Annotated in this window: 24 protein-coding genes and 1 pseudogene; 12 read left to right on the top strand and 13 right to left on the bottom strand. The window is 64.2% G+C overall.

Going from position 1 to position 26,710, the window contains the following annotated elements; translation table 11 throughout:
* Positions 1 to 46: 46 nt before the first annotated feature.
* From ACVWW1_RS18845 to ACVWW1_RS18835, 3 genes are all read left to right on the top strand, one after another.
* The gene (locus ACVWW1_RS18845) at positions 47 to 700 is read left to right on the top strand and encodes an amino acid ABC transporter permease (protein ID WP_456657003.1); all 654 of its coding nucleotides are present in this window, start codon (positions 47 to 49) and stop codon (positions 698 to 700) included.
* Positions 697 to 1,428: an amino acid ABC transporter ATP-binding protein gene (locus ACVWW1_RS18840; RefSeq protein ID WP_456657002.1), complete on the top strand. Its 732-nt coding sequence runs from the start codon at positions 697 to 699 to the stop codon at positions 1,426 to 1,428. The genes ACVWW1_RS18845 and ACVWW1_RS18840 overlap by 4 nt, the downstream gene beginning before the upstream one ends.
* Positions 1,429 to 1,656: 228 nt before the next feature.
* Positions 1,657 to 2,949 (top strand): NAD(P)/FAD-dependent oxidoreductase, encoded by a 1,293-nt coding sequence (locus ACVWW1_RS18835; RefSeq protein ID WP_456657001.1) that lies wholly within the window; start codon positions 1,657 to 1,659, stop codon positions 2,947 to 2,949.
* A gap of 7 nt (positions 2,950 to 2,956) precedes the next feature.
* Here ACVWW1_RS18835 and ACVWW1_RS18830 read toward each other — a convergent pair whose 3' ends face one another.
* From ACVWW1_RS18830 to ACVWW1_RS18820, 3 genes and pseudogenes are all read right to left on the bottom strand, one after another.
* Positions 2,957 to 3,283 carry a hypothetical protein gene (locus ACVWW1_RS18830; RefSeq protein WP_456657000.1) on the bottom strand — a complete coding sequence of 109 codons (327 nt, stop codon included), beginning with the start codon at positions 3,281 to 3,283 and terminating at the stop codon, positions 2,957 to 2,959.
* Positions 3,284 to 3,425: 142 nt separating this feature from the next.
* Positions 3,426 to 4,343, bottom strand: coding sequence for a hotdog fold thioesterase (locus ACVWW1_RS18825; RefSeq protein ID WP_456656999.1), 918 nt, complete (start codon positions 4,341 to 4,343; stop codon positions 3,426 to 3,428).
* A gap of 530 nt (positions 4,344 to 4,873) precedes the next feature.
* Positions 4,874 to 6,467: pseudogene (locus ACVWW1_RS18820) on the bottom strand (gamma-glutamyltransferase family protein).
* 101 nt (positions 6,468 to 6,568) lie between these two features.
* Between ACVWW1_RS18820 and ACVWW1_RS18815 the strand changes: the two are divergent.
* Positions 6,569 to 7,342: an enoyl-CoA hydratase-related protein gene (locus tag ACVWW1_RS18815; RefSeq protein ID WP_456656998.1), complete on the top strand. Its 774-nt coding sequence runs from the start codon at positions 6,569 to 6,571 to the stop codon at positions 7,340 to 7,342.
* 18 nt (positions 7,343 to 7,360) lie between these two features.
* Here the strand turns inward: ACVWW1_RS18815 and ACVWW1_RS18810 are convergent, their stop codons facing one another.
* A complete protein-coding gene (locus tag ACVWW1_RS18810; protein WP_456656997.1) occupies positions 7,361 to 8,374 on the bottom strand; it encodes a zinc-dependent alcohol dehydrogenase family protein in 1,014 nt (337 codons plus the stop codon).
* A gap of 200 nt (positions 8,375 to 8,574) precedes the next feature.
* Here ACVWW1_RS18810 and ACVWW1_RS18805 point away from each other — a divergent pair, with 200 nt between their 5' ends.
* On the top strand, positions 8,575 to 9,444 hold the full coding sequence (locus tag ACVWW1_RS18805) for a DUF2066 domain-containing protein (RefSeq protein WP_456656996.1): 870 nt from the start codon (positions 8,575 to 8,577) through the stop codon (positions 9,442 to 9,444).
* 47 nt (positions 9,445 to 9,491) lie between these two features.
* Here the strand turns inward: ACVWW1_RS18805 and ACVWW1_RS18800 are convergent, their stop codons facing one another.
* From ACVWW1_RS18800 to ACVWW1_RS18765, 8 genes are all read right to left on the bottom strand, one after another.
* Positions 9,492 to 10,445 (bottom strand): helix-turn-helix domain-containing protein, encoded by a 954-nt coding sequence (locus ACVWW1_RS18800; RefSeq protein WP_456660610.1) that lies wholly within the window; start codon positions 10,443 to 10,445, stop codon positions 9,492 to 9,494.
* 221 nt (positions 10,446 to 10,666) lie between these two features.
* Positions 10,667 to 10,948, bottom strand: coding sequence for a hypothetical protein (locus ACVWW1_RS18795; RefSeq protein ID WP_050401090.1), 282 nt, complete (start codon positions 10,946 to 10,948; stop codon positions 10,667 to 10,669).
* A 147-nt stretch (positions 10,949 to 11,095) separates the two neighbouring features.
* Positions 11,096 to 11,608 (bottom strand): MarR family winged helix-turn-helix transcriptional regulator, encoded by a 513-nt coding sequence (locus tag ACVWW1_RS18790; RefSeq protein WP_456656995.1) that lies wholly within the window; start codon positions 11,606 to 11,608, stop codon positions 11,096 to 11,098.
* Between the two features lie 77 nt (positions 11,609 to 11,685).
* Positions 11,686 to 12,999, bottom strand: a complete 1,314-nt coding sequence (locus ACVWW1_RS18785; protein WP_456656994.1) for an MFS transporter — start codon at positions 12,997 to 12,999, stop codon at positions 11,686 to 11,688.
* 36 nt (positions 13,000 to 13,035) lie between these two features.
* The gene (locus tag ACVWW1_RS18780; RefSeq protein WP_456656993.1) at positions 13,036 to 13,359 is read right to left on the bottom strand and encodes a non-heme iron oxygenase ferredoxin subunit; all 324 of its coding nucleotides are present in this window, start codon (positions 13,357 to 13,359) and stop codon (positions 13,036 to 13,038) included.
* An 8-nt stretch (positions 13,360 to 13,367) separates the two neighbouring features.
* The gene (locus ACVWW1_RS18775) at positions 13,368 to 13,883 is read right to left on the bottom strand and encodes an aromatic-ring-hydroxylating dioxygenase subunit beta (protein ID WP_456656992.1); all 516 of its coding nucleotides are present in this window, start codon (positions 13,881 to 13,883) and stop codon (positions 13,368 to 13,370) included.
* Between the two features lie 42 nt (positions 13,884 to 13,925).
* Entirely contained in the window at positions 13,926 to 15,257 is a 1,332-nt protein-coding gene (locus tag ACVWW1_RS18770) for an aromatic ring-hydroxylating oxygenase subunit alpha (RefSeq protein WP_456656991.1), read from the bottom strand.
* A 303-nt stretch (positions 15,258 to 15,560) separates the two neighbouring features.
* Positions 15,561 to 16,457, bottom strand: coding sequence for a LysR family transcriptional regulator (locus ACVWW1_RS18765; protein WP_456656990.1), 897 nt, complete (start codon positions 16,455 to 16,457; stop codon positions 15,561 to 15,563).
* Positions 16,458 to 16,564: 107 nt separating this feature from the next.
* Between ACVWW1_RS18765 and ACVWW1_RS18760 the strand changes: the two genes are divergently transcribed.
* The 7 genes from ACVWW1_RS18760 (at position 16,565) to ACVWW1_RS18730 (ending at position 25,609) form a co-directional block, all read left to right on the top strand.
* Complete coding sequence (locus ACVWW1_RS18760) at positions 16,565 to 18,184, top strand: FAD-dependent monooxygenase (RefSeq protein WP_456656989.1); 1,620 nt, start codon at positions 16,565 to 16,567, stop codon at positions 18,182 to 18,184.
* 11 nt (positions 18,185 to 18,195) lie between these two features.
* On the top strand, positions 18,196 to 19,050 hold the full coding sequence (locus tag ACVWW1_RS18755; protein WP_456656988.1) for an alpha/beta fold hydrolase: 855 nt from the start codon (positions 18,196 to 18,198) through the stop codon (positions 19,048 to 19,050).
* A complete protein-coding gene (locus ACVWW1_RS18750; RefSeq protein ID WP_456656987.1) occupies positions 19,005 to 20,417 on the top strand; it encodes an MFS transporter in 1,413 nt (470 codons plus the stop codon). The genes ACVWW1_RS18755 and ACVWW1_RS18750 overlap by 46 nt, the downstream gene beginning before the upstream one ends.
* Positions 20,418 to 20,436: 19 nt before the next feature.
* Positions 20,437 to 21,627 carry a M24 family metallopeptidase gene (locus ACVWW1_RS18745; RefSeq protein WP_456656986.1) on the top strand — a complete coding sequence of 397 codons (1,191 nt, stop codon included), beginning with the start codon at positions 20,437 to 20,439 and terminating at the stop codon, positions 21,625 to 21,627.
* Between the two features lie 391 nt (positions 21,628 to 22,018).
* The gene (ilvA, locus tag ACVWW1_RS18740) at positions 22,019 to 23,566 is read left to right on the top strand and encodes a threonine ammonia-lyase, biosynthetic (RefSeq protein WP_456656985.1); all 1,548 of its coding nucleotides are present in this window, start codon (positions 22,019 to 22,021) and stop codon (positions 23,564 to 23,566) included.
* Between the two features lie 120 nt (positions 23,567 to 23,686).
* Entirely contained in the window at positions 23,687 to 24,415 is a 729-nt protein-coding gene (locus ACVWW1_RS18735) for a class II aldolase/adducin family protein (protein ID WP_456656984.1), read from the top strand.
* Positions 24,416 to 24,637: 222 nt separating this feature from the next.
* The gene (locus tag ACVWW1_RS18730; RefSeq protein WP_456656983.1) at positions 24,638 to 25,609 is read left to right on the top strand and encodes a TRAP transporter substrate-binding protein; all 972 of its coding nucleotides are present in this window, start codon (positions 24,638 to 24,640) and stop codon (positions 25,607 to 25,609) included.
* Positions 25,610 to 25,658: 49 nt separating this feature from the next.
* On the opposite strand, the gene ACVWW1_RS18725 is transcribed toward ACVWW1_RS18730, so the two are convergent.
* Positions 25,659 to 26,540, bottom strand: coding sequence for an acetamidase/formamidase family protein (locus tag ACVWW1_RS18725; protein WP_456656982.1), 882 nt, complete (start codon positions 26,538 to 26,540; stop codon positions 25,659 to 25,661).
* Positions 26,541 to 26,710 lie beyond the last annotated feature (170 nt).

Here is a 26,710-nt window from a genome sequence, read left to right as displayed (position 1 = left end):
CTCAGGATGACGGGGACGTATTCGAGGGACTGGATACATTCTACCGATGCAAAAATTCTTCCATGACGCCGTCGAGTTCGTGCCGATCCTGTTGCAGGGTGTCTGGCTGACCATCGTCGTCACGATCGGCTCGCTGTTGCTGTCGACCGTGCTCGGGCTGGTGTGGGCCTTGATGCGGGTGTCCGGCAACGGCATCCTCACGGGCCTCAGCGCCGCGCTGATCAATGTGATCCGCGGCATCCCGATCATCGTGCTGCTGTTCTATATCTATTTCGTGATGCCCGATTTCGGCATCGCTCTCTCCGCGTTGCAGGCCGCGATCATCGGGCTCGGTATTGCCTATTCGGCCTATCAGGCGGAAAACTTCCGCGCCGGCATCGAGGCGATCGACAAGGGGCAGATCGAGGCGGCGCAGACCATCGGGATGGGCTGGTGGCTCACCATGCGCCGCGTGGTGCTGCCGCAGGCGGTCAGGATCATCCTGCCGCCCTACGGCAACATCATGATCATGATGCTGAAGGATTCCTCGCAGGCCTCCACCATCACCGTCGCCGAGCTCGCGCTGCAGGGCAAGCTGATCGCTTCCTCGACCTTCAAGAACACCAGCGTGTTCACGCTGGTGGCGCTGATGTACCTCACCATGAGCATTCCGCTTATCCTGCTGGTTCGGCACTTCGAGAACAAGGCGAACCGCAAATGATCGAGCTCAACGACGTCCACAAGAGCTTTGGCAAGGTCGAGGTGCTGAAGGGCATCACCGCCTCGGTCGCCAAGAGCGAGGTGGTCTGCATCATCGGCCCGTCTGGTTCCGGAAAGTCGACCATCCTGCGCTGCATCAACGGGCTCGAGAGCTACGATCGCGGCGAGATCAGCGTCGAAGGCGCGCGGGTCGATCAGGGCGACCGCTCGATCGTGGCGATCCGCACCCAGGTCTCGATGGTGTTCCAGCGTTTCAACCTGTTTCCGCATCGCACCGCGCTCGAGAACGTCATCGAGGGGCCGCTCTACGTGAAGAAGGAGCCGCGCGAGGCGGCGATCGCGCGCGGCCGCGCGCTGCTCGTGCAGGTCGGCCTCGCCGACAAGGCCGAGGTGCATCCGCCAAAGCTCTCCGGCGGCCAGCAGCAGCGCGTCGCGATCGCGCGTGCGCTGGCGATGCAGCCGAAGGCGATCCTGTTCGACGAGCCGACCTCGGCGCTCGATCCGGAACTGGTCGGCGAGGTACTCTCGGTGATGCGCAAGCTCGCCGATGACGGCATGACCATGGTCGTCGTCACCCATGAAATGGGCTTTGCCCGCGACGTCGCCGACCGCGTGCTGTTCATCGACGGCGGCGTCATCGTCGAGCAGGGCGCCGCCAAATCCGTCCTCAACCAACCACAGCATCCGCGCACCCAGGATTTCCTGCGCCGCGTGCTGCACCCGCTGTGATGACGATGACGACGTTTGCGCAAGCCGCTTCCGCGTCGGGACTGCACTCCCTCTCCCGCTTGCGGGGGAGGGCTGGGGCGGGGGGTCTCGCCACGAGTCATATTGAGGAGAAATCCCCCACCCGGATTGCATCTCCGATGCAATCCGACCTCCCCCGCAAGCGGGAGAGGTGAGTGAGTCCGCGGACGCGCCGTTCGGCACAACATCCATTCTAGTTCGGTATCCTACATGACCTCTTCTACCCGCTTGCCGCTGCCACCGAGCCTCTACGCCGACACCGCGGTGGAAGCGACGCCGACACCGCCGCTGACATCGGACAAGAGCGTGCCGGTCGCGATCATCGGCGGCGGGTTCACCGGGCTGTCGACCGCGTTGCATCTCGCCGAGCAGGGCGTGCTCGCGACCGTGCTGGAGGCGCAGGAGCCGGGCTGGGGCGCCTCCGGCAACAATGGCGGCCAGACCAATCCCGGGCTGAAGCACGACCCCGATCAGATCGAACAGGATTTCGGCGCCGACCTCGGCCGCCGCATGATCGAGTTCTCCTACGGCACCACCAACTTCACGCATGACCTGATCCGCCGCTACCAGATTCCCTGCGAGGCGCGGCAGAACGGCACGCTACGTGCCGCCTACAATGAAGCCAGCGCGACCGCGATCGAGACCACGGCGAAGCAGTGCATCCGGCGCGGCATGCCGGTGAAGCTGCTCAATGCCGCCGAGATGCGCGAGATGACCGGCAGCGACCGTTACCTCTGCGCCATGCTGGATGCGCGCGGCGGCGATCTGCATCCGCTGAGTTACGCGCGCGGCCTGGCGCGCGCCGCGATCGGTGCCGGCGTCGCCGTCCATGGCGAGACGCCGGCGCTGTCGTTGCGCCGTGACGGCAGAAGCTGGCGGATCGAGACCCCGCGCGCGGTCGTGCGTGCCGACAAGGTGCTACTCGCGACCAATGGCTTTACCGATGATCTCTGGCCCGCGCTCCGCCGCACCATCGTGCCGGTGTTCTCTTCGATCGCGGCGACCGCGCCGCTGTCCGACGAGATCGCGCGTGCGATCATGCCAACGCGTCCGGTGTTGTACGAGAGCGGCCATATCACGGTCTATTATCGCATCGACCAGCACAATCGCCTGCTGATGGGCGGCCGTGGCCCGATGCGCTGGATCAGCAAGCCGACCGACGTCGCCTATCTGATCCGCTACGCCGAGCGGCTGTGGCCGCAGCTCAAGGGCGTCAGCTGGACCCACGGCTGGAACAGCCGGCTCGCCATCACCACCGATTACTATCCGCATGTCCATGCGCCCGCGGAGAATTTGCTGATCTCGCTCGGCTGCAACGGCCGCGGCGTCGCGCTCTCGACCGCGATGGGCGCGCAACTCGCCCGCCGCCTGATCGGAGGTCCCAAGGCCGAGATCGACATGCCCGTGACCGGCATCAAGCCGATCCCGATGCACGCCTTCTGGCGCGTCGGCGTCACCACGGCGGTGCTGACCGGCCGGGTAAGGGACAAGCTCGGGGTCTAGCTACGCGCTATCGCGTCGCGGCCTCGCCAAGCTGCGTTCTGAAGAACGCGATGGCCGCGGCGTGGAAGCGTTGATGAAAGGCGACGCGATCGAAGCCCGGCGCGTCGGTGCAGATGGCAACCATCTTCGCTGTCTCCGCGGGCGTGCAGGTCGCGAGGAAGGAAAAGTGCTTCGCATCCTGCACCAGGTGAAATTCCGGTCTGGACGGAAGCCTGTCGTTGATCGCGGCCGCACAGCACCCGGAGAGACCGTCGCCATTCTGCGCGGGGTCCGAGCTCCACAATTGAATCGGGATCGTCACGGCTTTCAGATTCTCGGCGGCAAAGAACAGCACAGGAAAGGGATCGACGATGATCGCGGCCTTGATCCGCAGATCGTGGATGACCGGTCCGCTAGGCTTTTCTCCGCCTTCGAGCTCCTTGCAGGCCCGCAAGCTCGACGTCTGGCAGTTCGGCAGGCCCTTGCGGAGATCGGGCTCACCGCCAATCGCCGCGAGGCCCGTATAACCGCCCCAGGGAGAAACCATAGAGACCGATGCGTCCGGCATCGATGCGAACTGCATCTGGCCAGCCTCCGAGTGCATAGTCGATCGCGCGCTTGATGTCGGCAGGCCGCTCGACCATGACGGCAAGGCTGTCGGTGCCGCTGATGTCGCGCTCGGTATCGGTCGGATGATTGATCGTCACGACGATGAAGCCGGCATCCGCAAGCGCTGCGGCCGTGTCATGATGGCCGCCGAGCCAGCCGCGCCTTCCATGCGATATCACGATCAGCGGCAGCTTGTCTCCCACGATCGGGCAGTCGTTGACGCCGAAGAACGTTCTGCCGCCGCGGGCGTCGATCTCGTGCGGGGGCTCGGCGCAGGGATGCCATACCACCCCTCTGATCGCAGGCCCGTCGGGGCCCGCGGGAACGTCGAAGCGCCGTAGCCCGGCCGCCTGCGCCGCCGAGACCGCAAGCAGCAACAGCGCTGACAGCACGAAGGGAGCAAAACGCATGGCTATCGCTTGTCCAGAATTCCGCAATTCGGCCGTGGCGCTGGCAACGGTCAAATTGTCAGCGTCGATCAGATCGGCCTCGACGATCATGTCGCGGTCGGTCTGCGAGACGACCTTGGCCTTGGCCGTGATCGGACCGACGCGCGCCGGCTTGAGAAACCGCGTGGTGAGAGTTCTGGTCACCACGGTCTTGGTTGACGGAAGTACAGCGAGGGCGCCGAGGCCGGTCGCCGAATCCAGCATCGCGGCAAGGAAGCCACCCTGAATCGTTCCATGCCGGTTGGTGAACAGGGGTTGCGCCACAAAGCGGATCGAGGCGATTTCGCCGTCGAAGCCGAGCCATTCGCGTCCCAGGAGCTGAGCACCGGGCGGCACGTCTGCGCTTGCATCGCTCAAGCCGGTCACCATTGTTCGTTGTCAGCCGAAATGTATCAGCCCATTTGCGTCCTGCAATGTCCCTCGGCGCGCCATCGTCCTCTGCTGCCGAAACACGGTTCACGTTCCGGATACCTCGGACCATGCCCGGTGGCCTCGTGGGTTTCCGGCTTGCCGGCACGCGAGACGCCATCACGAAAGTGCCAATCACTAAGTTGCCCGACGGCGCAAGCCCCCCGTCACATGGGTGCGATCGGCACCCGGCTTTCCCTGCGCCCTCTGCGAGAGAGAGGGCGGAACGAAGAGCAAAGCTCGGGCAATCACGCCGCGAGAATGAAAGCTGCGTCCCCACTCACACTGTCATCGCCCGGCTTGACCGGGCGATCCAGTACGCCGCGGCCTCTCGGCTCATGCACAGGCGTCTCTGGAATACTGGATCACCCGCATTCGCGGGTGATGACACCGTGGTTGTTTTGCATGAGAGTCTGCAACCAACTGCAAGTCGTTTTGATCGGCGCCGGGACGACAGCTTTGATGCACCGTCCCTGCCGTCACGCCTCCGCGATGGCATCGCTCCACGGATGAAACGGCTCGGTGGCGCCGCTGTTTGTGGCGCCATCGCGCAGCACGATGCTGGGGCAGGCGAACTTCTTTGGCTGGGTCTGGATGCGTGCCTCCTCATAGTCGAAGCTGCCGCGCAGCACCTCACGCACGGCTTGCGACAGGCGGACATCGCCGATCACCACATTGCCTTCGCTGGCGTCGATGCGCGGCTGGTGGATCGCGGCGTCGAGATCCATGCCGAAGTCCATCACGAAGGAGAGCAGTTGCGACACCGCGGGCAGGATGCGGCGGCCCCCCGACGCGCCGGCGGCAAGACGGCGGCCGTCGGCCGCCTCAACCACCACGGGCGTGTAATTGGTCAGGCAGCGCTTCCCGGGCGCGAGCGAGTTCGGTGCGCCTTGCGTCGGATCGAACCACATGATGCCGTTGTTCATGGTGAGGCCGGTGTTCGGCGTCACGAATTTGGAGCCGAAGGTCGACAGCAGCGTCTGCGTCACCGCGGCCATGTTGCCGTGGCGGTCGACCGCGGAGAAATGTGTGGTGCAGCTTGGGGCGATCGCCTCCGCGCCGAGCGCGCGGCGGCCGTCGACGTCGCCCATGTCCTTCAGCCGCTCGCGATAGGCGGCCTGCAGCGCCTCGGCGTAGGCGGTATAGGCGGCCGCATCCGGGCCGCCCTGTGCGGGCGCGAACGCCTTCTGCAGCAGGCCGAGCGTGCGCGCCATGGTCGGACCCGCGGTCAGTTCCGGCGTCGCGTAGACCGTGCCGCCGCGATAGGGAATCCTGAGCGGCTCGTGCAGATGGGCGCGGAAGGCGGCGAGATCGCGCACCGACAGCGCGCCGCCGCCGGCCTGGATATCGTCGGCGATGCTGCGCGCCAGATCGCCCTCGTAGAAGTCGCGCGGCCCGGCTGCGGCAAGCTGCGCCATCGTCGCCTTCAGCCTGTCCTGCGGCATGCGGACCACCGACTTGATGCCCCATTGCGCATTCGGCGGCAGGCCATCCAGCAGATACGCCGCGGCGCTGGCCGGATAGCGCCGCAGATCCGCGGCCGAGCTTGCGATCATGTCGGTGGTCCACCAATTATTCCACCAGCAGGCCTTCGCCGGCAAGCTTGACGCTCGGTGCGAGCAGGTCCTTCCACGGCATTTTGGCGTGGCGGCGATGTGCCTCTTCCATGCCGGCGACGACACCGGGCACCGCGATCGAGCCCGGTCCGTGCAGGTTGCGGTCGTCCTTGACCCGCGCCCAGGGGAACAGGTCGGAGGCGGCGCCGCCGGTCAGCGGATAATCCTCCAGGCGCAGGCCGTCCGGCGCGCGCATGCCGTAGTCGATCACCTCGACGCGGTTCTCCTGGGCGCGATACAGCACCATCGCGCCGCCACCGCCGACGCCGCTCATCCACGGCTCCAGCACGCCGAGGGCAAAGGTGGTTGCAATCACGGCGTCGACGCAGTCGCCGCCCGCTGCCAATACCTCCGCGCCGACTTCGGCCGCCTTGCGCGCCTGCGCGGCGACGATGCCGCCCTTGGCGCTGACGGCCGGCTTGCGGATCACTTGCGAGTTGGAGAACTGGTCGGACATGGCGTTGCTTTCGCTGTTCTTGTTGCGGGTGGGTCACGTTGGCGTAGCATGCCAAGCATGGCACTGTCAGTGCAACAAGAACCGGTTTCAGGGAGCGGAAAATGAGCAGTGTGAAGCGTGAACGGGACGGCAAGGTCGGTATTCTGACGCTGAACGATCCCGCCACCCTGAACGCCATGACGCCGGAACTGCTCGGCGATCTCGCGCGCGCCATAGGCGAGATGGGCGTCGATCCCGGCATCCGCGCGCTGATCCTGACCGGGGAGGGACGCGGCTTCTGCTCCGGGCAGAATCTCAAGGCGTTCAACTCGCTCGGCGACAACATCTATACCGGCGTGATGAAGCATTACTGGCCGGCGATGCAGGCCTTGCGCGAGTGCCGGATGCCGGTGGTGGTCGCGGTCAACGGCGTCGCGGCCGGCGGCGGCTTCAGCCTTGCGATGTCCGGCGACATCATCCTGGCCGCGCGCTCGGCGAGCTTCATCCAGGTGTTCAGCCGGATCGGCCTGGTGCCCGACCTCGGCTCGACCTGGCTGTTGCCGCGGCTGGTCGGCCGCCAGCGTGCGCTCGACCTGATGCTGCTGAACGAGCCGTTGTCGGCCGAGCGGGCCAAGGAGTGGGGATTGGTGCGCGACGTGGTCGACGACGCAAGGCTGCTCGACGAGGCGAAAGCGCTCGCCGGCCGCCTCGCCGACGGCCCGACGCGCGCGCTGGTCGCGACGCGACAGCTGCTCGAGGAGAGCGAGCACGCAAGCTACGCCGATCAGTTCCGCCGCGAAATCGAGCTGCAGATGGTGATCCGTGAAAGTGCCGATGCGCTGGAAGGCCGCAAGGCCTTCGTCGAAAAGCGCAAGGCCCAGTTCACGGGACGATAGAGCGAGATGGTGTGCAAGTCAGCCGATCGCAATCGCGATCTTGCCGAAATGCGCGCCGCTCGCCATGTGGGCGAACGCGTCCTTGACCTGGTCGAACGCGAACACCTTGTCGATCACGGGCTTGACGCCGTGCATGCTGATGCCGTCGCACAGCGCCTGCAGGTCCTCGATCGAGCCCACGGTGACGCCCTGCAGCCTTTGCTGCTGCATTACCATCAGCGGCAGCCGGGTGTCGGACGAGGCGGGACCGGCGAGCACACCGATGAAGGCGATGGTGCCGCCGATTTTCGTCGCGCGGATCGACTCGTTCAGCGTGCCGACGCCGCCGACCTCGACGACGAGATCGACGCCGCGCCCGGTCAGCTCGCGCGCCTTCTTGCCCCAGTCGGGCGTGGTCTTGTAGTTGAGCGTCACATCGGCGCCGAGCTGCTTCAGCCGCACGATCTTGGCGTCGCTGGAAGAGGTCGCGATGACGCGGGCGCCGCACATCTTGGCGAATTGCAGCGCAAACAGCGAGACGCCGCCGGTGCCCTGGGTCAGCACGGTCTGTCCCGGCTTGATGTCGCCGAGCTTGACTACCGCGCTCCACGCCGTGAGGCCGGCGCATGGCAACGCCGCGGCCTCGATGTTGCTGAGATGGTCCGGCGTGCGCACCAGCGCGTGCGCCGGGAACACCCGGTATTCGGTCAGCACGCCGTCGACGCTGCCGCCGAGTGCTGCGCGCATCCGCGCCTCGCTCGGCTCGCCGCCGAGCCAGCTTTCGAAGAAGCTGCCGATCACCCGATCGCCGGGTACGAAACTCCTGACCCCGGCGCCGACCGCCTCAATGACACCGGCGCCGTCGGAGACCGGCACCAGCGGAAATTTCTGGCGCGAGCCGTAGCCGCCCTTGACCGTGAGCAGGTCGCGATAGTTCAGCGTCGCCGCCTTCAGCCGCACCAGCACCTCGCCGGGGCCGGCCTGTGGAACCGGTTTGTCGACCAGCGCAAGCGCGTCGACGCCGCCGGGACCTTGCAACTCATAGCATTTCACGGGACGTCTCCTGCCGGGGCTTGTTATCACGGGCGGCGCACCTGGCGCCGCCGCGCATCCACCGAGCATATGTCAGGCCTGCCACGTGTGGCCATAGCGCGCGTTGCGGCCGATGGCATGGCGCCCATGTCCGAACATGTTGGCGCTGCCAGAAAATACCGCCAATGTGCCGTTGATGACGTGACCGAGCGGAGGTGACCATGGCTGCCTTGCTTGAGACGAAACGCAATCCGATCGCCGCGTTCGCGCGTGGTGTGGTCCGGGTGCTGCTTGCCGCTGCATTGATCTGGTGCAGTGGTGCGATGGCGGCGGCGGATGACAACCTCTACCGTGCGCAGACCGTCGTCACCGGCCAGGGCGAGCCGAACCGCATCATCGGCTTCGGTGCATGTCTGGAGGACGTCCTGATCAAGGTCTCCGGCCAGCCGATGCTGGCAAGCGACCGCCGGCTTGCCGCATATAAAGCGAAGGCCAAGGAGTTCGTCAGCAGTTTCGACTATCACGACCAGTATGCCGGCAAGCCGCATCATGACGAGCAGGGCACCCGCGATCGGCCTTACGACCTGACGGTGGCTTTCGACCAGAACAAGATCGACGGTCTTCTCGCCAAGCTCGGCCTCAAGCCGTGGCGATCGCAGCGGCCGACGCTCGGCGTCTTCGTCGAGATGCTGCACGCCCCGAAGGATTACATCGTCACATCGGACGGGACGCAGTCCGATTTGCAGCGCGATGCACTCGCGGCTGCGGCCGGCAAGCGCGGCATGCGCTTCGTGCTGCCCGAGACGGCCGCTCTGACGAGCGCCAATGTCACGGCCGCCGTGCTCCTGAAGATGCCGCCCACACAGCTGAGTTCGGTCGTGGCGCCGCGGGGCGGCGAGGCCATTCTGGTCGGACAGCTGGTCTGGGATGACAAGGATCTCGGCTGGACCACGCAATGGCGGATGGCGTGGCGCGGCAGGGACTACACATGGCGGTTTCGCGGCGTCACCTTCGATGAGGCCTTCCGGCGCGGCATCGGCGGCGCCGCGCAGGTGCTGTCCGGCAATGGCGATCCGGGACGATCGAAATGAGCTTGCGCGCGCAGCGGTTTGAATGTGCGTGAGGCCGCCGGATCGTTCTAACCGGCGTAGCCGAGCGTCTGCGACGGGTACTCCCCGAACATCGCGCGGTAGTATTGCGAGAAGCGCCCGAGTTCGATGAAGCCCTGTTCGATCGCAACCTTGGAAACGGTGGTCTGCTCCGGCGTGCTTTCGCGCAGGATCGAACGGATCATGCAGAGCCGCTTGTAGCGCAGGAACGTCACCGGGCCGACGCCGAACACTTCGTGGAAGGCGCGGTGCAGGCTGCGTCGCGACAGCCGAAGCTCGGTGCAGATTTCCGAGACATGGACCGGGCGAGCACCCGCGGCGTGCAGATAGTCCTCGACGTCGCGCACCAGCTTCATCGCCGACGGCAGGTAGCTGGTTCCGTCAGGCGGCATCGACGTGACGACCGTCGCGGTCACGCAGTCGATGATCGCACGTTTCCAGAATTCGGCCGACGCCTCCGACAAGGCGTCCGGATACCGCGCGAGATGCTCGATGATTTGCGGCAGCCTGTTCGCCGCGCTCATGCCGATCGTGCGGTCAGCGCGAAAATGGTTCTTGACGCTCCATGTTTCTGCATCGGCGAGCCGCGGCTCGCCGCCGAAGATGTCGGGCAGATCGGCCATGTCGAAGCGAATGGCGGCATAGGACGAGGCCTTGTGAAAGACGCCGTCATGCTCGACTGACGGAGGGATCACCAGCACGTCGGCCGGCTGCATGTCGAATGCCCAATGCGTGACGCGATCCGTGGCGTTCAGCAGCATTCCGATGATCAGCTTGTCATCGGCCGAAGTACGCTGGGTGCGGACCCCGACATTGAATGCGCCGATGCTGAGCGAAAAATCGCCGATCCCGACATGGGACAACGTCCCGCGCAGCTTGCCGCGCTCAAGCTGCATGACCTCGACATGCGAGCCTTTGACGGCGTCGTGGAGTCCCTCGAAGCCGTCAAGCTCACCGCTGTGAACCGTCAGGTGCTGGCCCATATCCATGCGTCCCACGGCGGAATCGTGGGCGGGATTTTTGCCGGTTTTGCCCGGGAAGGCAACGTGGACCACGGCACGGAATTGATGGGTCGGGACGTCGTTTTGTCAGGACCGCGCGCCTTGGGGACGAGACTGGCACAAAGTGCATATCGCGCCGCATGGCGGGCAATCGATTGATCTCAAAGCAAATTGCGCGGTCGTTAGCGGCTCTGCGCCGGTGGCTAGGCCGCCATCAGGTGCTCAAGTGCAACAGCCTGCTCGCGGGTCTGGAAAGCGATCGCGGTATGGGTGAAGCCCGACGAGGCCTGGGTCTGCGCGATGTGATTGAGGACCTCGGTGCCCTTGACCACGTGAAGGTCCATTCCGGGGCCGGCGGGGAAGATGCCGAGGACGACATCGTAGGCGTCGACGATGGCCTTCAACGCGCCACCCTTGTCTTCCGAAGCATCGATAAAGATACGAACATCCGCGGCGATACTACGAAGTTCGTCAAAGTCGATCACTGGAAGTCTCCTATACGCAACTCACTGATCGATCCTAGCTACAACTTGCTTACTGAAACCTAAATTACGCCCGGTTCCTTCGTGCACTCACCGCACCGTGACTCGTATTTCGACCTGCGCGATCGCCGTCTTCCCGGCCTGCCGCTGTCAGGTGCCGCTCGGCGATCTCCGCTTCGCAATGCGCTTGACCGGCGCATGCGCCGGCGCGGCATGTCCGGACGGATCGGCCATGTGAGGAATGCGGTGCTCGATGTGATCAACGACGCGGAAGAAGGTGTCCAGCGTCCTGGCATCGAGGCCGGCCGTGAGGTTGCTGTGCCGGCGCAGGATTTCGTCGAGGCTGCGGTCAAGCAGCGCCACACCCTGGGAAGTGAGGCGGATCTCGCTCCGGTTCCGGGCACTGCCCCTGACCGGCGTCAAGGCGATCAGCCCCTTTTTCTTCAGCGATGTCGTCTCGCGGCTGACGACGGCCTTGTCTAGCTGCGCGTTGGTCCAGATGTCGTAGGCGCTGGCGGGCTCATGCTCCCTGAGAAAGGACAGCACCCGCCATTCCGCGAGCGAGACGCCGTAGGCCTGCGGGAAGAACGCGTTGGCGTTCGCGCGCAACTTCGCGACCAGGCTCGACAGCACCGTCGGCACATAGCGTTCGAAATCAATCACCAGCTCCGAGCGCGCGTCCTCCTGCGGGGCGTGGCGCGCGTCAGCGACTTTGGTCCGACTTGTGGCTGTCCGATTTTTCATTCTTTCACGAGTTGTGTGCGCGCGATCAAGACCAGGACCGCCGCGACGAGGAGAACGCCTGTGACCACGAGGAATCCGGTGGTGAAGCTGCCCGAAGCGTCCTTGGCGCGTCCGATCACGATCGGGATCGTCGCGCCTCCGATGCTGCCGATCATGCCGACCAGGCCGATCGCTCCCGGCGCGCTCTGCCGCGACATGTAGGACTGCGGAATAGTCCAGAACACGGCCTGCGTACCATAGACGCCGACATTGGCAACCATGAATCCGACGATGATCCAGACCGGCAAGGTGGAAAAGGCCGCGATCGCGAAGCCCGCTGCCGCGATCACGAAGGTCGTCGCGGCATAGTAGAAGCGTTCGCCGACGTGGTCCGAATGCCGCGACAGTGCAATCATGCCGATCAGGCCGGCGATCGGCGGGATCGCGGTCACGAAGCCGACCTGCGAATTCGGCAGGCCGAACGACTTGATGATTTGCGGCAGCCAGGGGAACAGCGAAGCCAGCCCGCAGAACAGGCCGAAATTGCACAGGCCGAACAGCAGCACCATCGGCTTGGTGATGGTCCTGAGCACGCCCTCGGCATGCACCACCCCGGTTGCCTTGGCGTCGCGCTCCACCGCGCCGGTCAGCCAGTTGCGCTGCGCGGTCGACAGCCAGCTCGCCTGCTGCGGGCGGTCGGTCAGATAGAAGATGCCGACGATCCCCAGAATGATGGGCGGCACGCCTTCGAGGATGAACAGCCACTTCCAGCCCGAAATGCCGAACGTTCCGTTCAGCTCGAGGATGGCGCCGGAGATCAGCGAGGCGAAGATGTAGGAGATCGGCACGGCATAATTGAACATCGCGTTGTAGCGGGCGCGGTAGCTGAACGGAAACCAGAGACTCAGCAGCAGCATAACGCCGGGAAACAGGCCGGACTCGGCAAAGCCCAGGAAGCCGCGGAAAGCATAGAGGCTCAGCGGACCCTGGGTGAAGGCCATCAGCACGGTGGCAATGCCCCACAGGATCGCGATCCGCGTCAGCGTGACGCGCGCGCCGTATTTGCTGAGGATGAGATTGCTCGGGATCTCGAAGATGGAATAGGTGAAATACATGATGCCGACCGCGATGCCGAACATCTCGGCGTTGAGGCCGAGCTCCTTGTTCATCTGCAGTGCGGCAAAGGAGATGTTTCCGCGATCGAGAATGGCGAGGAAGTACATCGCCATCACGAACCACATCAGGCGCAGCGCGACCTTGCGGATGGTGATGCGTTCGATCTCCGGGTCGGCGGTCGCACTCGCCGCCTTGTCCAACACGATTTCGGTCATCCCAGTTCCCCCGATTCTTGATTTTTGATGGTCGCCTTATGCGGAGAGGCAGACTTCCAGCCTGTCGCCAACCACGCGGACGGGATAGGTCCGGATGTCGATCTCGACCGGACTGGTCAGCGCTTCGCCGGTCCTTATGTCGAAGCGGCCCATATGCAGCGGGCATTCGATCTCGCAACCGTCCAGCATGCCGTCGGACAATAGCGCCTCCGCATGGGTGCAGATATTGCTGGTGGCGTAGTACTCATTGCCGACGCGATAGAGCGCGATGTGGTGGCCGGCGATCTCGATGCCGTGGGGCTCGCCTTCGTTCAGCGCGCCGAGTGCGACAGCTTCGTGCCAGGTTCCCTGATCCGTCATTTGCCTTCTCAAATGCTGTAGAAATCGAGCACGGTCGGGACCCGGTCATTGACCAGCGTGATGACCTTGCGCGCAATCTTCCAGGTGTCGCCTTCACGCCGCAGCGTGTGCTGATAGCGCCCGTGGCGCAGATGCTCCTTGGCGACGCGCGGGTCGTAGACGTGCACCGAGAACACCGACTGGCAGGTGATCTCGTCAGGTCCGCTCTCGGACGCTTCCAGGTTCGAGATCTGGTGCACCGTGCGCGGCAGCGGCAGCGCCGTGATCGATTTGCGCGACTCGATGCGTGCGATCCGCTCTTCCAGCCCGCGCCGCGCATCGTGGTAGAGCAGCGAGACCTGCGTATCGGGATCATCGGTGGTGGTGTATTCGTCGAGCCATCCCGGCACCCAATAGACGGCATCCTCGCTGTACATTGCGACCCAATCGGTCCATTCGCCGGTGTCGAGCAGGCGGGCTTCGCGGAAGATGACAGCGGCGGCGACCGCATGCACATCCGTATGTTTGATTGCGCTTTCAGCCATCACACCGTCTCCCCGGCGGCGTGCTGCAACAGCCTGCGCCACTCACGATAGCCCGGGTGGAAATTCGTCTCGCCGCCGAAGCTGGTGGGGGCCGAACGACCATTCGGACGCCGTGATGCCGAGCTCGCGGGTATGCGCGCTCTCGCCGTGGCCGACCTCCGCAACGCCGCGCAGATAGCCTTGCGTGGGCGCGGCTGATGTCGCGTCGTAGCCGGTCTGGCAGAATTCATACATGACGTTATCGTCCGAGCTCGCGAGTCCGGAGGCGTTGAAGAAGTCTTCGTAGTTGCGAATCCGAAGCGTGCGCGCGGCGGCACTTTCGCCGACCGGCGCGAGACAATGCGACACCATCTCGGTCTTGTCCGGCGCCAGCGGCCGCCAGGTCCGCACCTGCGCCGACAGGATGTCGATGACCTGGAGGTTTGGGAAAATCGTGAGATTGCGTTGCCGAAGCATCCACTTGGCGCGGGTGCTACCGACGCGCTGCCGCACGGCATCGAGACGCGCGGGGTCCATGCCCAGCGGACGACCATAGAGCTGCGTCCGTTTGATCGACCAGTTGACGGCATGGCCATAATCGAAGCTGAAGCTGCCTTGCCCTTCCTGTTCGCCTTCCGGCTCAACCGTGAAACCGGCGTCCGGTCCGGCTGTGGCGTTGCGCTTCTTCAGGATGTCGACGTAGGAGCTATGGGTGGTCGCGAAATGGTAGTAGTCGAGGCCGTTTTCGAACTGCAGCTTCCAGTTTGCATCGAATGTGTAGGTGCTGGCACCCGGCACGAACTCGACCTCACCGCTGTCGCTCTGATCGATGATGAGGTCGAGAAAGGCGCGGGTGTCGCCGAGAAAATCTTCCAGTTGTGGAACGTCGGCCGAGAGGCTTGCGAACAGGAATCCGCGATACGAGCCAAGCCGGGCGACCGGGAGAAGGTCGTGATTCCGGTTCGAGAACGACGGCGGATACTGCCCGCTCGCTTCCTCCGTCACCGAGATGTTGCGGCCGCTCGAGTCGTAGGCCCAGCCATGATAGCGGCAGACATGGAATTTCTGCCGGCCCTGCTTGAAGGGGCAGACGATCGTTCCGCGATGTCGGCAGGTGTTGAGGAATGCGCCGACTTTGCCTTCGGCGCTCCGCATCACGAGAATCGGATGCCGGCCGATATGGGTGGTGACGAAGTCGTTGGGCCGGGCGATCTGGGATTCCAGGCCGATGAAATTCCATGTGGCCTCGAAAATATATCGGAGCTCGGCGTCGAACACGTCAGGATCGGTGAAGATCCGGCGATCGACTTCGAAGATGCGTTCGCTGGGGCGGTCGTCAATCAGCCGGGAGATCTCCCGCAGCCGTGCCGCGTGGTTCTGCGAAGCAGCGTTCATCACGTCCTCCCTTCGGCTTACCGCCGGCTGTGCAAGGCGACCCACAAGGTCGCCTGCAGAGCCATGGCCGTTTCACGGCTCTCGTCCGTCCGCGGCGGGAACAGCCGGCTTGATCGCCAATCTTGGAATAACTCTATAGTTGTCATGACAACTATGGTCAAGACGATTGGTTGACCGGACAGCCGGAGTGAGACGCGGTGGGGCCCCCGGCCGTCTGGAACGGGCGGTGGGATGCAGCGCATGGGAGCCGCGCGTAGGGCACCAGCGCGGAACGAGCAGATCGTTTGGGGTGGAGTTGCGTGTTCAGGTCTTGCGCACCGGCGCAGTCAGGATGATTCCCTCATCGATCAGGGCGCGGCAGATTTTCTTCAAGGTTGCAATCGCTTCACGCGTTGCCCGGCTGACCGGCCGTCCACGCGGCAATGCCAGGACGCGGTCGGCGCGCATCCACGGCAACAGCGCTGCCGATAGCGCGCCGGCAGCCACTTCCTGGTGAATGCCGGAGAAGGGCAGCAGGGCATAGCCGAGGCCCGATGCCACCATGCGCTTCATCGGCGTGCTGTTGTCGACCCGTACCGCGCAGGGCATTGTCGATGGGAACGGGTTGCGGCTGAGCGGGCCCACGGCGGATGGCAGCGCGTCGAACTCCTTGCGGGTCAGTCTGCCGCGCTTCAGCAGCGGATCGCGCGGCGGCCCGATCAGGAACACCTGCTCGACGATGAGCAGTTCATAGTCGAGGTGATCGTTGGGGGGCGGCGTCGTCACGATCGCCAGATCGAGCTCACCGCGCAGCAGGCGTTCGGATGCGTTTTCCGTCAAGACTTCGCTGAGCTCGAGCCGCACGCGTGGAAATTGCTTCACGAATGTCTGGGCAAGCGGCGGGTAGAGGATATCGCCGAGGCTTGGCGGCGCGCCCATCCGGACCGTACCGCTGGGCTCCCGATTTTCCGTGCGCACCTCGGCCTTGATGTCGTCGATCGTTCCAAGCAGCCAGCGTCCGCGCGCGAGCAGCACCTTGCCGGATTCCGTGACCGAGACGCCGCGCGCGCCACGTTCGAGCAAGGCGCCGCCCAATTCGTCTTCGAGTTCCTTGACGTGACGGCTGAGCGCCGACTGGGCGACGTTCAGCGTGCTCGCGGCGGCGGCAAAGCCGCCACGCTCGGCGACGGCGACGAAATAACGGATCTGCCGCAGGTCCATGGGCGCTCCATCTCAATTCGAGATGGATACCATATCAAACATATTCTTGTGAGATACCAAGAAAGGAGCAGTCTCCTTCCCAAGGATCAAACGGAGGAGAGACGAGGATGGGCATCGCCACCGATGAGGCACGCCAGACGTCCGTATTCATCGCCGGCGGCGGGCCGGTCGGCCTTGCGATGTCGCTGCTGCTCGATCGCTTCGGCATCGACTGCGTCGTGGTCGAGAAGAGCCCGACGACGACAGATCATCCGAAGTCGCGCGGCTGCTGGGTCCGCACCATGGAGATCTTCCGGCAGTGGGGCATCGAGCAGGCGATCCGCGACCGCGGCCTGCAGGACAACTCCGACATGTTCGTGTTCCTCGACAGCATCGCGGGTCACGAGTTCGGCCGCACCCGTCCCGAACCGAATGTCGGTCACACGCCCGCCTGGAAGAGCCTGGTCGCCCAGGACGCTGTCGAGGAGGAAATTCTGCGGGTGGTCGAGAAGTCAAAACACGCCACGGTCCTGTTCAACACGGCCTGTGAATCGTTCGTGGAGACCAATCGCGGCGTCAGCGTCACGACGCGTTGCGAAAAGACCGGCGAAGTGACGCGGTGGACGGCGACTTACCTGATCGCCGCCGATGGCGCGGGCAGCCAGACGCGGCGCAGCGCCGGGATCGACATGGTCGGCCCCTCCACGCTGGCGGTGATGTCGAACGAGTATTGGCGTGCCGATCTGTCGCGATTGCCGATCGCACGCGAGGCCGCCGGCTTCATCATCGTTCCGGACAGACCCGATCTGCCGCGCGCCGGCATCTTGAACACCAATGGCCGGGATCGCTGGCTCACGGTGACGCAAATCGGCCTGACCAAGGACGATCGCGAGCGGCCGTGGACCGACCAGGAGTTCATCGAGATCGCGCGCGGCCATGTCGGCATTCCGGACCTCGATGTCACGCTTCTGAATCGCTCGATCTGGCGCGTCAGCATGCAGGTGGCCGAGACCTTTCGAAAGGGACGGGTGTTTCTGGTCGGCGACTGCGCCCACCGCTTTCCGCCGACCGGCGGCTTCGGCCTGAACTCCGGCGTTCAGGACGCGCACAATCTCGCCTGGAAGCTGGCCTTCGTGTTGAAGGGCCGCGCCGACGAAAGGCTGCTCGACAGTTATTCCAGCGAGCGCCGCCCGATCGCGCAATCCAATGCCAATTTCAGTTATGGCAACAGGTTGCGATTTGGGCTGACCGACGACGCCGTGCGATCGCGCAATCCGGACCGGATCAAGTTCTGGATCAACGATATGGACAATCATTTGCACAGCATCGGGCAGAACCTCGGGCACAATTACGAGGAGGGCGCGGTGATCCCCGATGGCACCGTCGCGAAGGCACTGAACTCCCGCTACTACACGCCGACGGACCGTCCCGGCGCGCGCTTTCCGCATATGTGGCTCGAGCCATCGCGCAAGAAATCGACGCTCGACTGGTTCGACAAGGAATTCACCGTCGTCACGGGTCCGCTCGGCAGCGAGTGGCTGGAGGCAGGGAAGCAGGTGTCGGAGAAGACCGGCCTGCCGCTCTCGCTCAAGCAACTGCCGTCAGCCGACCCGGCGGACGGATTCCAGTTGGGCATGCGCGGCGCCGTGCTGGTGCGCCCTGACGGACACGTGGCGTGGCGGATGCCGTGGGTGCCGTCGGATCCGGCGAAGGAGTTGGCCGGCGCGCTTTCAACGCTGCTGCATTAGCGGGGCCTCCCATGCAATCGTTCGAATCCAATGGCGTCGTCACGGCGTTTGAGAAGACCGGACGCGGCGAGCCGATCGTGCTGCTGCATGGCGGCGAAGCCGATCATTCGATGTTCGACAGCCTCGCGCCTGCATTGGCGGCGCATTTCACCGTGATCGCTTATGACCAGCGCGATTCCGGTACCACCAGGAATCCTCCGTCGTCCTATTCGCTGGCCGACCTGGCTGATGATGCCGCGGCCTTGATCGGAGGGCTCGGCTACGATCGTGCCCATGTCTTCGGAACCTCGCTGGGCGGTCTGATCGCGCAAGTGCTGGCGGCCCGCCATCCCGGCCGCATCGACCGCCTGATCCTGAGCAGCACCTGGAAGGTCAACAGAAGCCCGCTCGACGTCAATGCGGAGGTCTTCCGCACACTCGCTTCATTCCGCGCGGACACTGCAGGCAACGCGCCGAAGATTGCGGAGTTCTTCTTTCCGCCGGCTTACCTGCGCGCGCGGCCCGAACTGATCGATATCTTCCGTGGCTCGAACCGCGACGACGGCCAGAAGGCACGACGCGGCGCCTTGCTCGCGCAGCCAGTCGCCGCCGATCTGACGGGCTTTGATCGCCCGACGTTGCTGCTGGCGGGTGCTGACGACCGGCTGATCCCGAACGCGGAGACATTCGGACTCGCCCACGATCTTATGAGCGTCGAGACCAAGACCATCGCGGACGTCGGCCATGTCGCGTCGATCCAGGCCCCCGGGCGGGTCGCGGAAGCGGTGGCGACATTTCTGAATTCAAAAAGAAGGCGGCTTGACAACAACAGGGAGAGACCATGGCTGAGCAAGCGAGCGCTGTGCCGTTCGACGAAGCGCCGGTGACGACGCGCTATTGGCTATCGATCATCATCTTCGCCATCTCGGGCGTGGTGGATTTCTTCGATTTCTTTGTGGTCGGGTTTCTGGTCTCGGTGCTGGCGCCGAAATGGCACCTGACGTTTGGGCAAACCTCGATCATGCTGATGAGCGCCGGCATTGGAGCAATGCTGGGCGCGTTCGCCGCGGGGATCCTCGCGGATCGTTTCGGGCGCAAGCCGTTGGCGGTTGCCGGCGTTCTGCTTTGTGGCCTGACCTCGGGCGCAATCGCGTTCATTCCGGAAGACGGCTGGATTGCGTTTGCGATCCTGCGCTTTTTCGTCGGCTTCGGTCTTGCCGCGGGCGCGGCGGCGGCAGTTCCTGCCATCGTCGAATTCGCACCGACCCGTCATCGCACGCTGGTCACGAGCCTCGTGGTCGTTCCAGTCGCCTTTGGCGTGCTGTCGGCATCGGTGACAGCGAGCTTCCTGTTGCCGCTGGTCGGCTGGCGCGGCCTGGCGGCGGTCGGCTTCCTGCCGATCATCCTCGGAATTCTGACCATGATCATCATGCCGGAATCGCCGCGCTGGCTGATCAGCAAAGGCCGTGTGCGCGAGGCGCAGTCGAATATCCGAAAGCTCTATCACGTTGGCGGCGAGTCATTTGTCCTGCCCACGCTGCCGCCGGCGAACCCGGCGACATTTGCCGATCTGTTTGCCGAGCAGCGGCGCTTCTGGTTGACAGTCCTGGTCTGGTTCGGCGCCAGCACAGCGAATTACGGCGTCTTCCTGTGGGGACCGACGATCGTGGCGCTGCTGCTTGGCGTCGCGCCCCAGGATGCGGCGAAGATGTTCATCTATGTCAGCCTCGCCGGCGTTGTCGGCCGGACCGGCTTTGCCTTTCTCGCCCATCGGATCGGCCGCAAGCCGTGCGGTCAGTTGATGGGCTATGGCACCGCGGTCTCGCTGGCGCTGGCCGCCTATTTTCACGCCGACTTTGCCGGCTCGGTCCCGTTGTTTCTGGTCTTCCTGATCATCGGCGCCGTGTTCTTCGACGGTGGATTCTCCAACATCGGGCCCTATCCCGCGGAGATCTTTCCGGTGCAGCTTTCGGGACGCGCGGTCGGCCTTGCCCAGCTCTCGAACGGGGTCGGTAAGATCGTAGGTCCCCTGTGTCTCGCATTGATCGCCGGCGCGGACAATGTTGTGCATCCCAGTGCGACCGCGTCGGCGGTGATGCCGGCGTTTCTCTTTCTTGCCGGCGCGGGTCTCTTGATTGGACTCGCCTTTACGTTCCTCGGCGTCGAGCCGCACGGACACCCGGTGGCTCTGTTTGGTGAACACGGGGGCGCGAGCGCCGCACCGAAGTCGCTGGCGGCAAAAACGGCAACTTGAGCAGACGGAAGGTCATATCATGGACAATGCGCTCGACATGGTCGCGGCGGCGGCGCCGTTCGATACCGCAAGACTCGATCGGCTGATGGATGAGGCGGGGCTCGACATCCTGATCGTCACCTCGCGGCATAATGTGCAGTACCTGCTCGGCGGATATCGCTTCTTCTTCTTCGACGTCATGGAGGCGATCGGCACCAGCCGCTATCTGCCTGTCTTCGTCTACCAGAAAGGGCACCCTGAAAATTCCGTCTACATCGGCAACTGCATGGAGAAGTTCGAGCATGAACTCGGACGGATATCGGCGCCGATTGTCAAGGCGAGCGCATGGGGAACGATCGATGCGATCGGCCTCGCCATTGATCATGTGAGAAAGCTCGGGGGCGCCGCCAAGCGCGTCGGCATCGAGGCGGCCTTCCTGCCGGCCGACGCCAGGGATCACCTGCTTGCCGGTCTTGGCCACGTCGAGGTCCGCGAGGCCCATTTCACGCTGGAACGGCTTCGTGCCGTAAAATCTCGTGCCGAACTGGATCTCATCAGGGAGGCTTCCGAACGGGTCGTCGATGCGATGCTGGCCACGTTCAAAGGCTGCGCGCCGGGCATGACCAAGAACGACGTCGTCGCCCGTCTGCGCCGTGAGGAGCAGCAACGTGATCTCGTCTTCGAATATTGCCTGATTGCCGCGGGCAAGAGCCATAACCGCGCGCCGTCGAACCAGCGTCTTGCGGAGGGAGACGTGATCTCGATCGATTCCGGCGGAAACTACCGGGGTTATATCGGCGACCTCAGCCGCATGGGCATTCTGGGCGAGCCCGATAGTGAGCTGCGTGAGTTGCTGCAACAGGTCGAGGACATCCAGCAGGTGGCCCGCCGCGCGATCCGGCCGGGCGCCATGGGTGGCGATATCATTGCAGCAGGCGAGGCGGCCGTCAAAACCTCTCCGCATCGCGCCGTACTCGACTTCACCGCACACGGTATTGGGCTTGTCAGTCACGAAGCGCCGCGCCTCGCCGCGACCGGTCCGGTGCCTTACGCGCCGTATGACGCCGGCCGGCCGCTCGAATGCGGGATGGTGATCTCGATCGAAACCGCGCTGCTGCATCCGGCGCGCGGCTACATCAAGCTCGAGGACACGCTGCTCGTCTCCGAGGTGGGCTGGGAAGCGCCCGGCGACCACGGCAGGGAATGGAATTCGTCGCGTCTCATGGCGTGAGGCGGTCAACGCCAGGACTGCATTTTTGGCTGGGCACCGATTCCGCCGCGGTGCTGGAGGCGCTCGCCGGCAAATTTCGGAACAATAGAAATGTATCCCTGAGTTGCCCGACGTGTCAAGTTGCCCGGTCAAGGCCGGCGACGCTGCCGGCTACTTTGCATGGGGTTGTTTTCGATATTTTGGCGGCGCCTGCCTGCGACGGCCCAGATGACTTCATGTGCGCTCGGCCAGGCGATTGATCCGGCGGTCTTTGCTTCACTCGAGCCTCCGGTCATGCGATGCTTCGAGTTGGATGCAGCGGCCGGCTCTGGCCGTCTGCTCGCCAGGTCGGCGCCGACGATGGGCAGGTGCAACCGATATGGATTGCCTCCCCATCGACAGAAGCGACCTGATGACCACTGCCGCCAACGCTCTCCGTGACTACGCCCAACGCATCCTGACCGCCCGTGTCTACGACGTGGCGATCGAGACGCCGCTCGATCCGATGCCGCGGCTCTCGGAGCGCTTGTCGCGCGCCGTCCTGCTGAAGCGGGAGGACTTCCAGCCGATCTTCTCCTTCAAGCTTCGCGGCGCCTATAACAAGATCGTCAGACTGCCGGACGCGCAGCGAAGGCAGGGCGTCATCTGCGCGTCGGCCGGCAACCATGCGCAGGGGGTGGCGCTGGCGGCGCGCAAGCTCGGCATTCCCGCGACGATCGTGATGCCGAGGACGACGCCCGCCATCAAGGTCGAAGCCGTCCGGCGTTTGGGCGGCGACGTTGTGCTGCACGGCGACACGTTCGACGATGCGCAAACCAAGGCCAGGGAGATCGAGGTCGCGCGCGGCCTGACCTTCGTGCATCCGTTCGACGATCCTGATGTGATTGCCGGCCAGGGGACCGTCGGGATGGAAATCCTGCGCCAGCATCCCGATCCGATCGAGGCGATCTTCGTGCCGATCGGCGGGGGTGGGCTGGCGGCCGGCGTCGCCGCCTTCGTGAAATTCCTGAATCCGTCGATCAAGGTCGTCGGCGTGGAGCCGGCAGACGCTGCGTCGATGGCGGCCGCGCTCGCCAAGGGCAACGTTGTCGCGCTGGATCAGGTCGGACTGTTCGCCGACGGTGTTGCGGTCCGCAAGGTCGGTGCCGAGACGTTCCGGCTCTGCCGCGACCTGCTTGACGAGGTCGTCACCGTCGATACCGACGCCATGTGCGCGGCTATCAAGGATATCTTCGATGACGTCCGATCCGTGGCCGAGCCCTCCGGCGCATTGGCGCTCGCCGGCCTCAAGGCCTACGCCGAGCGCGGCGCGCTCAGCGACGGAAGCCTGATTGCCGTCAACAGCGGCGCCAATCTGAATTTCGACCGGCTGCGCACCATCGCCGATCGCGCCGAGGTCGGCGAACATCGGGAGGCGCTGCTTGCGGTAACCGTGCCGGAGAAGCCGGGCAGCTATCGGCACTTCATCCGTATCCTCGGTTCGCGGGCCATCACGGAATTCAACTACCGCTTTGCCGAGACGACGGCGCCGGCGCAGCTCTTCGTCGGTATCGCGCTGAGCCGTGGCGAGGCCGAGAAGCGGGAAGTCATGGAGCTGCTCCGGCGCGAGGGTTATCCGATCCTGGATCTGAGCGAGAACGAGATGGCCAAGGACCATGTGCGCTACATGGTGGGTGGTCGCGCGCCGCTTCTCAAGGACGAGGTGATCTACCGCTTCGAGTTTCCGGAGCGTCCCGGCGCATTGCTGAAATTCCTCGAGAGCCTGGCGCCCGACTGGAACATTTCGCTGTTCCATTACCGAAATCACGGCGCCGACTACGGACGCATCCTTGCAGGCATCGAGGTCAAGCCTTCCGAGCGCGCCCGGTTCGTTCAGGCGCTCGACGCGCTCGGCTACCCCTACTGGAACGAGAGCGAGAATCCCGCCTATCGGCTGTTCCTCTCCGCCGAGAAGGGATGAAGCGACGAGGTCCTACGCTGGTCCAGAGTAAAGAGAACGGTTGGCGGTGCAAGACATCGGCGAGCCGTCACGCAATCCGTGCTGAAGAGGCAATTCGTGCTGAAGAGAAAGGCAGTCCGTATGACCCGTGAGGAACGACAATTGCGCGAGGCGATCATTGCCAAGTGCCGATGGATGAACGCGTCGGGTCTCAATCAGGGGACATCAGGCAACATCTCCGCCCGCTACAAGGACAGGATGCTGATCACGCCCTCGGCGACCCCGTATGATTCGATGAAGCCGGAGATGATCGCTTCGATGCCGCTCGAGGGCGACGATGGGACGTGGGAGGGGCCGCTGCAGCCCTCCACCGAATGGCGCTTCCATCTCGACATCACGCGCGCCCGGCCCGATGTCGGCGCCATCGTTCACACCCACTCGACCTATGCAACCGTGCTTGCGATCGCGCGCAAGCCGATCCCGGCCTGCCACTACATGATAGCGGCATTCGGCGGCACCGACGTCCGCTGCGCCGGCTACGCGCGCTACGGCACCAAGGAACTTTCCGATCATGCGATTGCCGCGCTCGAAGGCCGCAATGGTTGCCTGCTCGCCAATCACGGCATGATCGCGCTCGGCGCCAATCTCGACAAGGCGATGTGGCTCGCGGTCGAGCTCGAGACCCTCGCGCGGCAATACTACCTCTCGCTTGCGCTCGACTCGCGGATCATCCTGAGCGACGAGGAGATCGCCGACACCGCGAAGGGGTTCTCCACCTACGGGTTGCAGGCGCCAAAGCCGAACAAGGCCCGTGCGACGGCAAAGGCGGCACCGCGCCGCGCCGAGAAACGGCGTAGCAGCAAGCGATGACGGGCACTCGCCGGTCTAGGACGGCATGTGCAGGGAGGCGAGAAGCCTGGCTGATTGAACGGAGCCAGCGCAAGACAAGTTGCAGACAGCTGGGTCATTTGACGGCCCAGTCAGCATAGGCAAGACTGATCGCAGTCAAACTGTGCTTGCGGGACATTTCCGGTGCTCAATTCGGATTCTGATTTGCCTTCGCCGACCCGTTGGGCAGGTCTGCGCTCTGCCATGGCGGCGCTTCTCATCGCGTCGACGGTCATCTTCAGCCTACCTGCGTCCGCTCAAGTAGCGTGGCCGATGGCGACGGAATATCCTCGAAGCAATATCTCGGGAGTTGGCTTGGCAAAATTCGCGGAGCTCGTGTCCGCGCAGACGAGCGGATACGTTACGGTCCGCAATGCGTTCGACAACGAGTTGAAGATCAGCTCCGGCGAAATGCTGCGCGCGGCCCAAGAGGGACGGATTGCCGGTGGTGACGCATTTGCGGGACCGCTCGAAGCGTCCGATCCGGTATTTGGTCTGCCGTCGCTGCCGTTTGTCGTCCAGTCCATCGAGGCGGCGCGGACCATCAACGCACAAGCGCGGCCACTCTATGAGAAGGCGTTAGCCGCGCAGGGCCTCAAGCTCCTGTACATCACCATTTGGCCGTCCACCGGCCTCTGGAGTGTCCAGCCAATCTCGACGCCGGCGGACCTGCGATCCATTGCCGCACGGACGTATGACTACAATTCGGCTGAGGTGATGCGCGCGGTCGGTGCAACGGCCGAGTACCTTCCGTTCAACGAGGCAATCGCCAAGGTAAGAAGCCATGAGCTGAATGCCATCCTGACGTCGGGCGACGGCGGGGCCGGCCGAAAGCTCTGGCAGGACCTGCCCCATTTCACGGCGATCAACTACGCGATTCCGATCTCGCTTGCCTTTGTAAGGACCGATGCTTTTGAAGCGCTCCCGGAATCGGTTCAACGCCAGGTGATGCAGGTAGCTGCCGAGACGGAACAAAGCCAGTTCCAGCTTCTGGCCAATCGCACAGCCGAGAATTATGCGCGCATGCGCGCCAACGGGGTTGAGATCGCAGAGCCGGCGCCGGCTCCCGTTCTCGCCGCGCTCAAGCAAGGTGCGTCGGCACCAATCGCAATGTGGAAGGCCAAGGCTCCTTCGGAAGCCGTGGCTATCGTCGAGCAGGCGTTGCAGCAGCAATAGACGGTCGTGTCATCGCGCCGAGCCAAGGCGCTGTGCGCGGCGTGCAGCACTAGTTCGTGCGTTGGCCGCGGCCTTGCGGTGCATGCGCATTGACGATTGATGAGCTAGCCGACGCGGATGTGGTCTCGAGCCGAGGGGTCGCAAGATGCAGATTGCGGCGAATGTGAAATTCGAACGTACCGGCGAGCGCCGTTTCGATGGCGGAGAGGTGTGCAGCTCCATCGTCGAGCAACGCATGGCCATGACCCGCCGAGAACAGTGCGCCCGCGACGAAAATTGGAAAATAGGCGATGCATCCGACGCCGAGGTCCCTGTCGTCGATGCGCCCGCTGAAACCATCCGCTTCTTTCGGCTTGCGGGGGTCCCAGTTCGCCGGCGGCGCGACACCAAAGTTGCCAAAGCACGGCGACAATCTCAGCTCCCGTCCCCAAGGCAGGCGCGCGATATTGCGCGCGCGATCGAGCGGGACATGCCGGCAGCAAAAGTCCAATGAGGTTTCCCGCGCAGCGCTCGTCGGGGCCCTCATGTTCCAACCCCAGTCCGATCGCAGGCGGACATCGAGGACACGAACCTCGAGCACGTCACCCGGTTCGGCGCCCTCGATGTGGATCGGTCCGGTCAATAGCCGCGGTGCGGCTCCGTGGGACGCGAGGATGTCGCTGCGAGCAGCCGACTCGACCGAGTCGTTCGCGAGATCGAATGCTTCATCCGGCTCGGCCGATAGCGTCTCGATCGTCACCCGATCACCAGACGCAATTCTGATGACGGGACTGAGCCGACCATCCCACAGTCCCCAATGAAGATGATCTGGTGTCGAGGTAAGATAATGCTCCACGGTCCATCCTTTCTCATTGGTTCTTGTTGGCGCCTCCGCGCCCGCTGCGGCACCAGGCGGCCACTTCAACGGGGTGATGGAAGCAGGGCGCTGCATGGCGATGCTTTCGAAAGTGACGTTGGCTCATAAGCACGATCTGTGCCAAGACCCGTGATGCTGGATAGGACATCCTATCTATCGCCTTATGGTCCTAATACTCGCCGCTTCGAGCCGACATTTTGAGCTGGTCAGGTCAACCATGCGGCAGTTCCGTCCGCTCACGCAGC

The sequence above is a fragment of the Bradyrhizobium sp. JR3.5 genome, from assembly GCF_054057015.1.
Note: the sequence above shows the minus strand (reverse complement) of the source record. Positions and strands in the feature narration are given on the sequence as shown.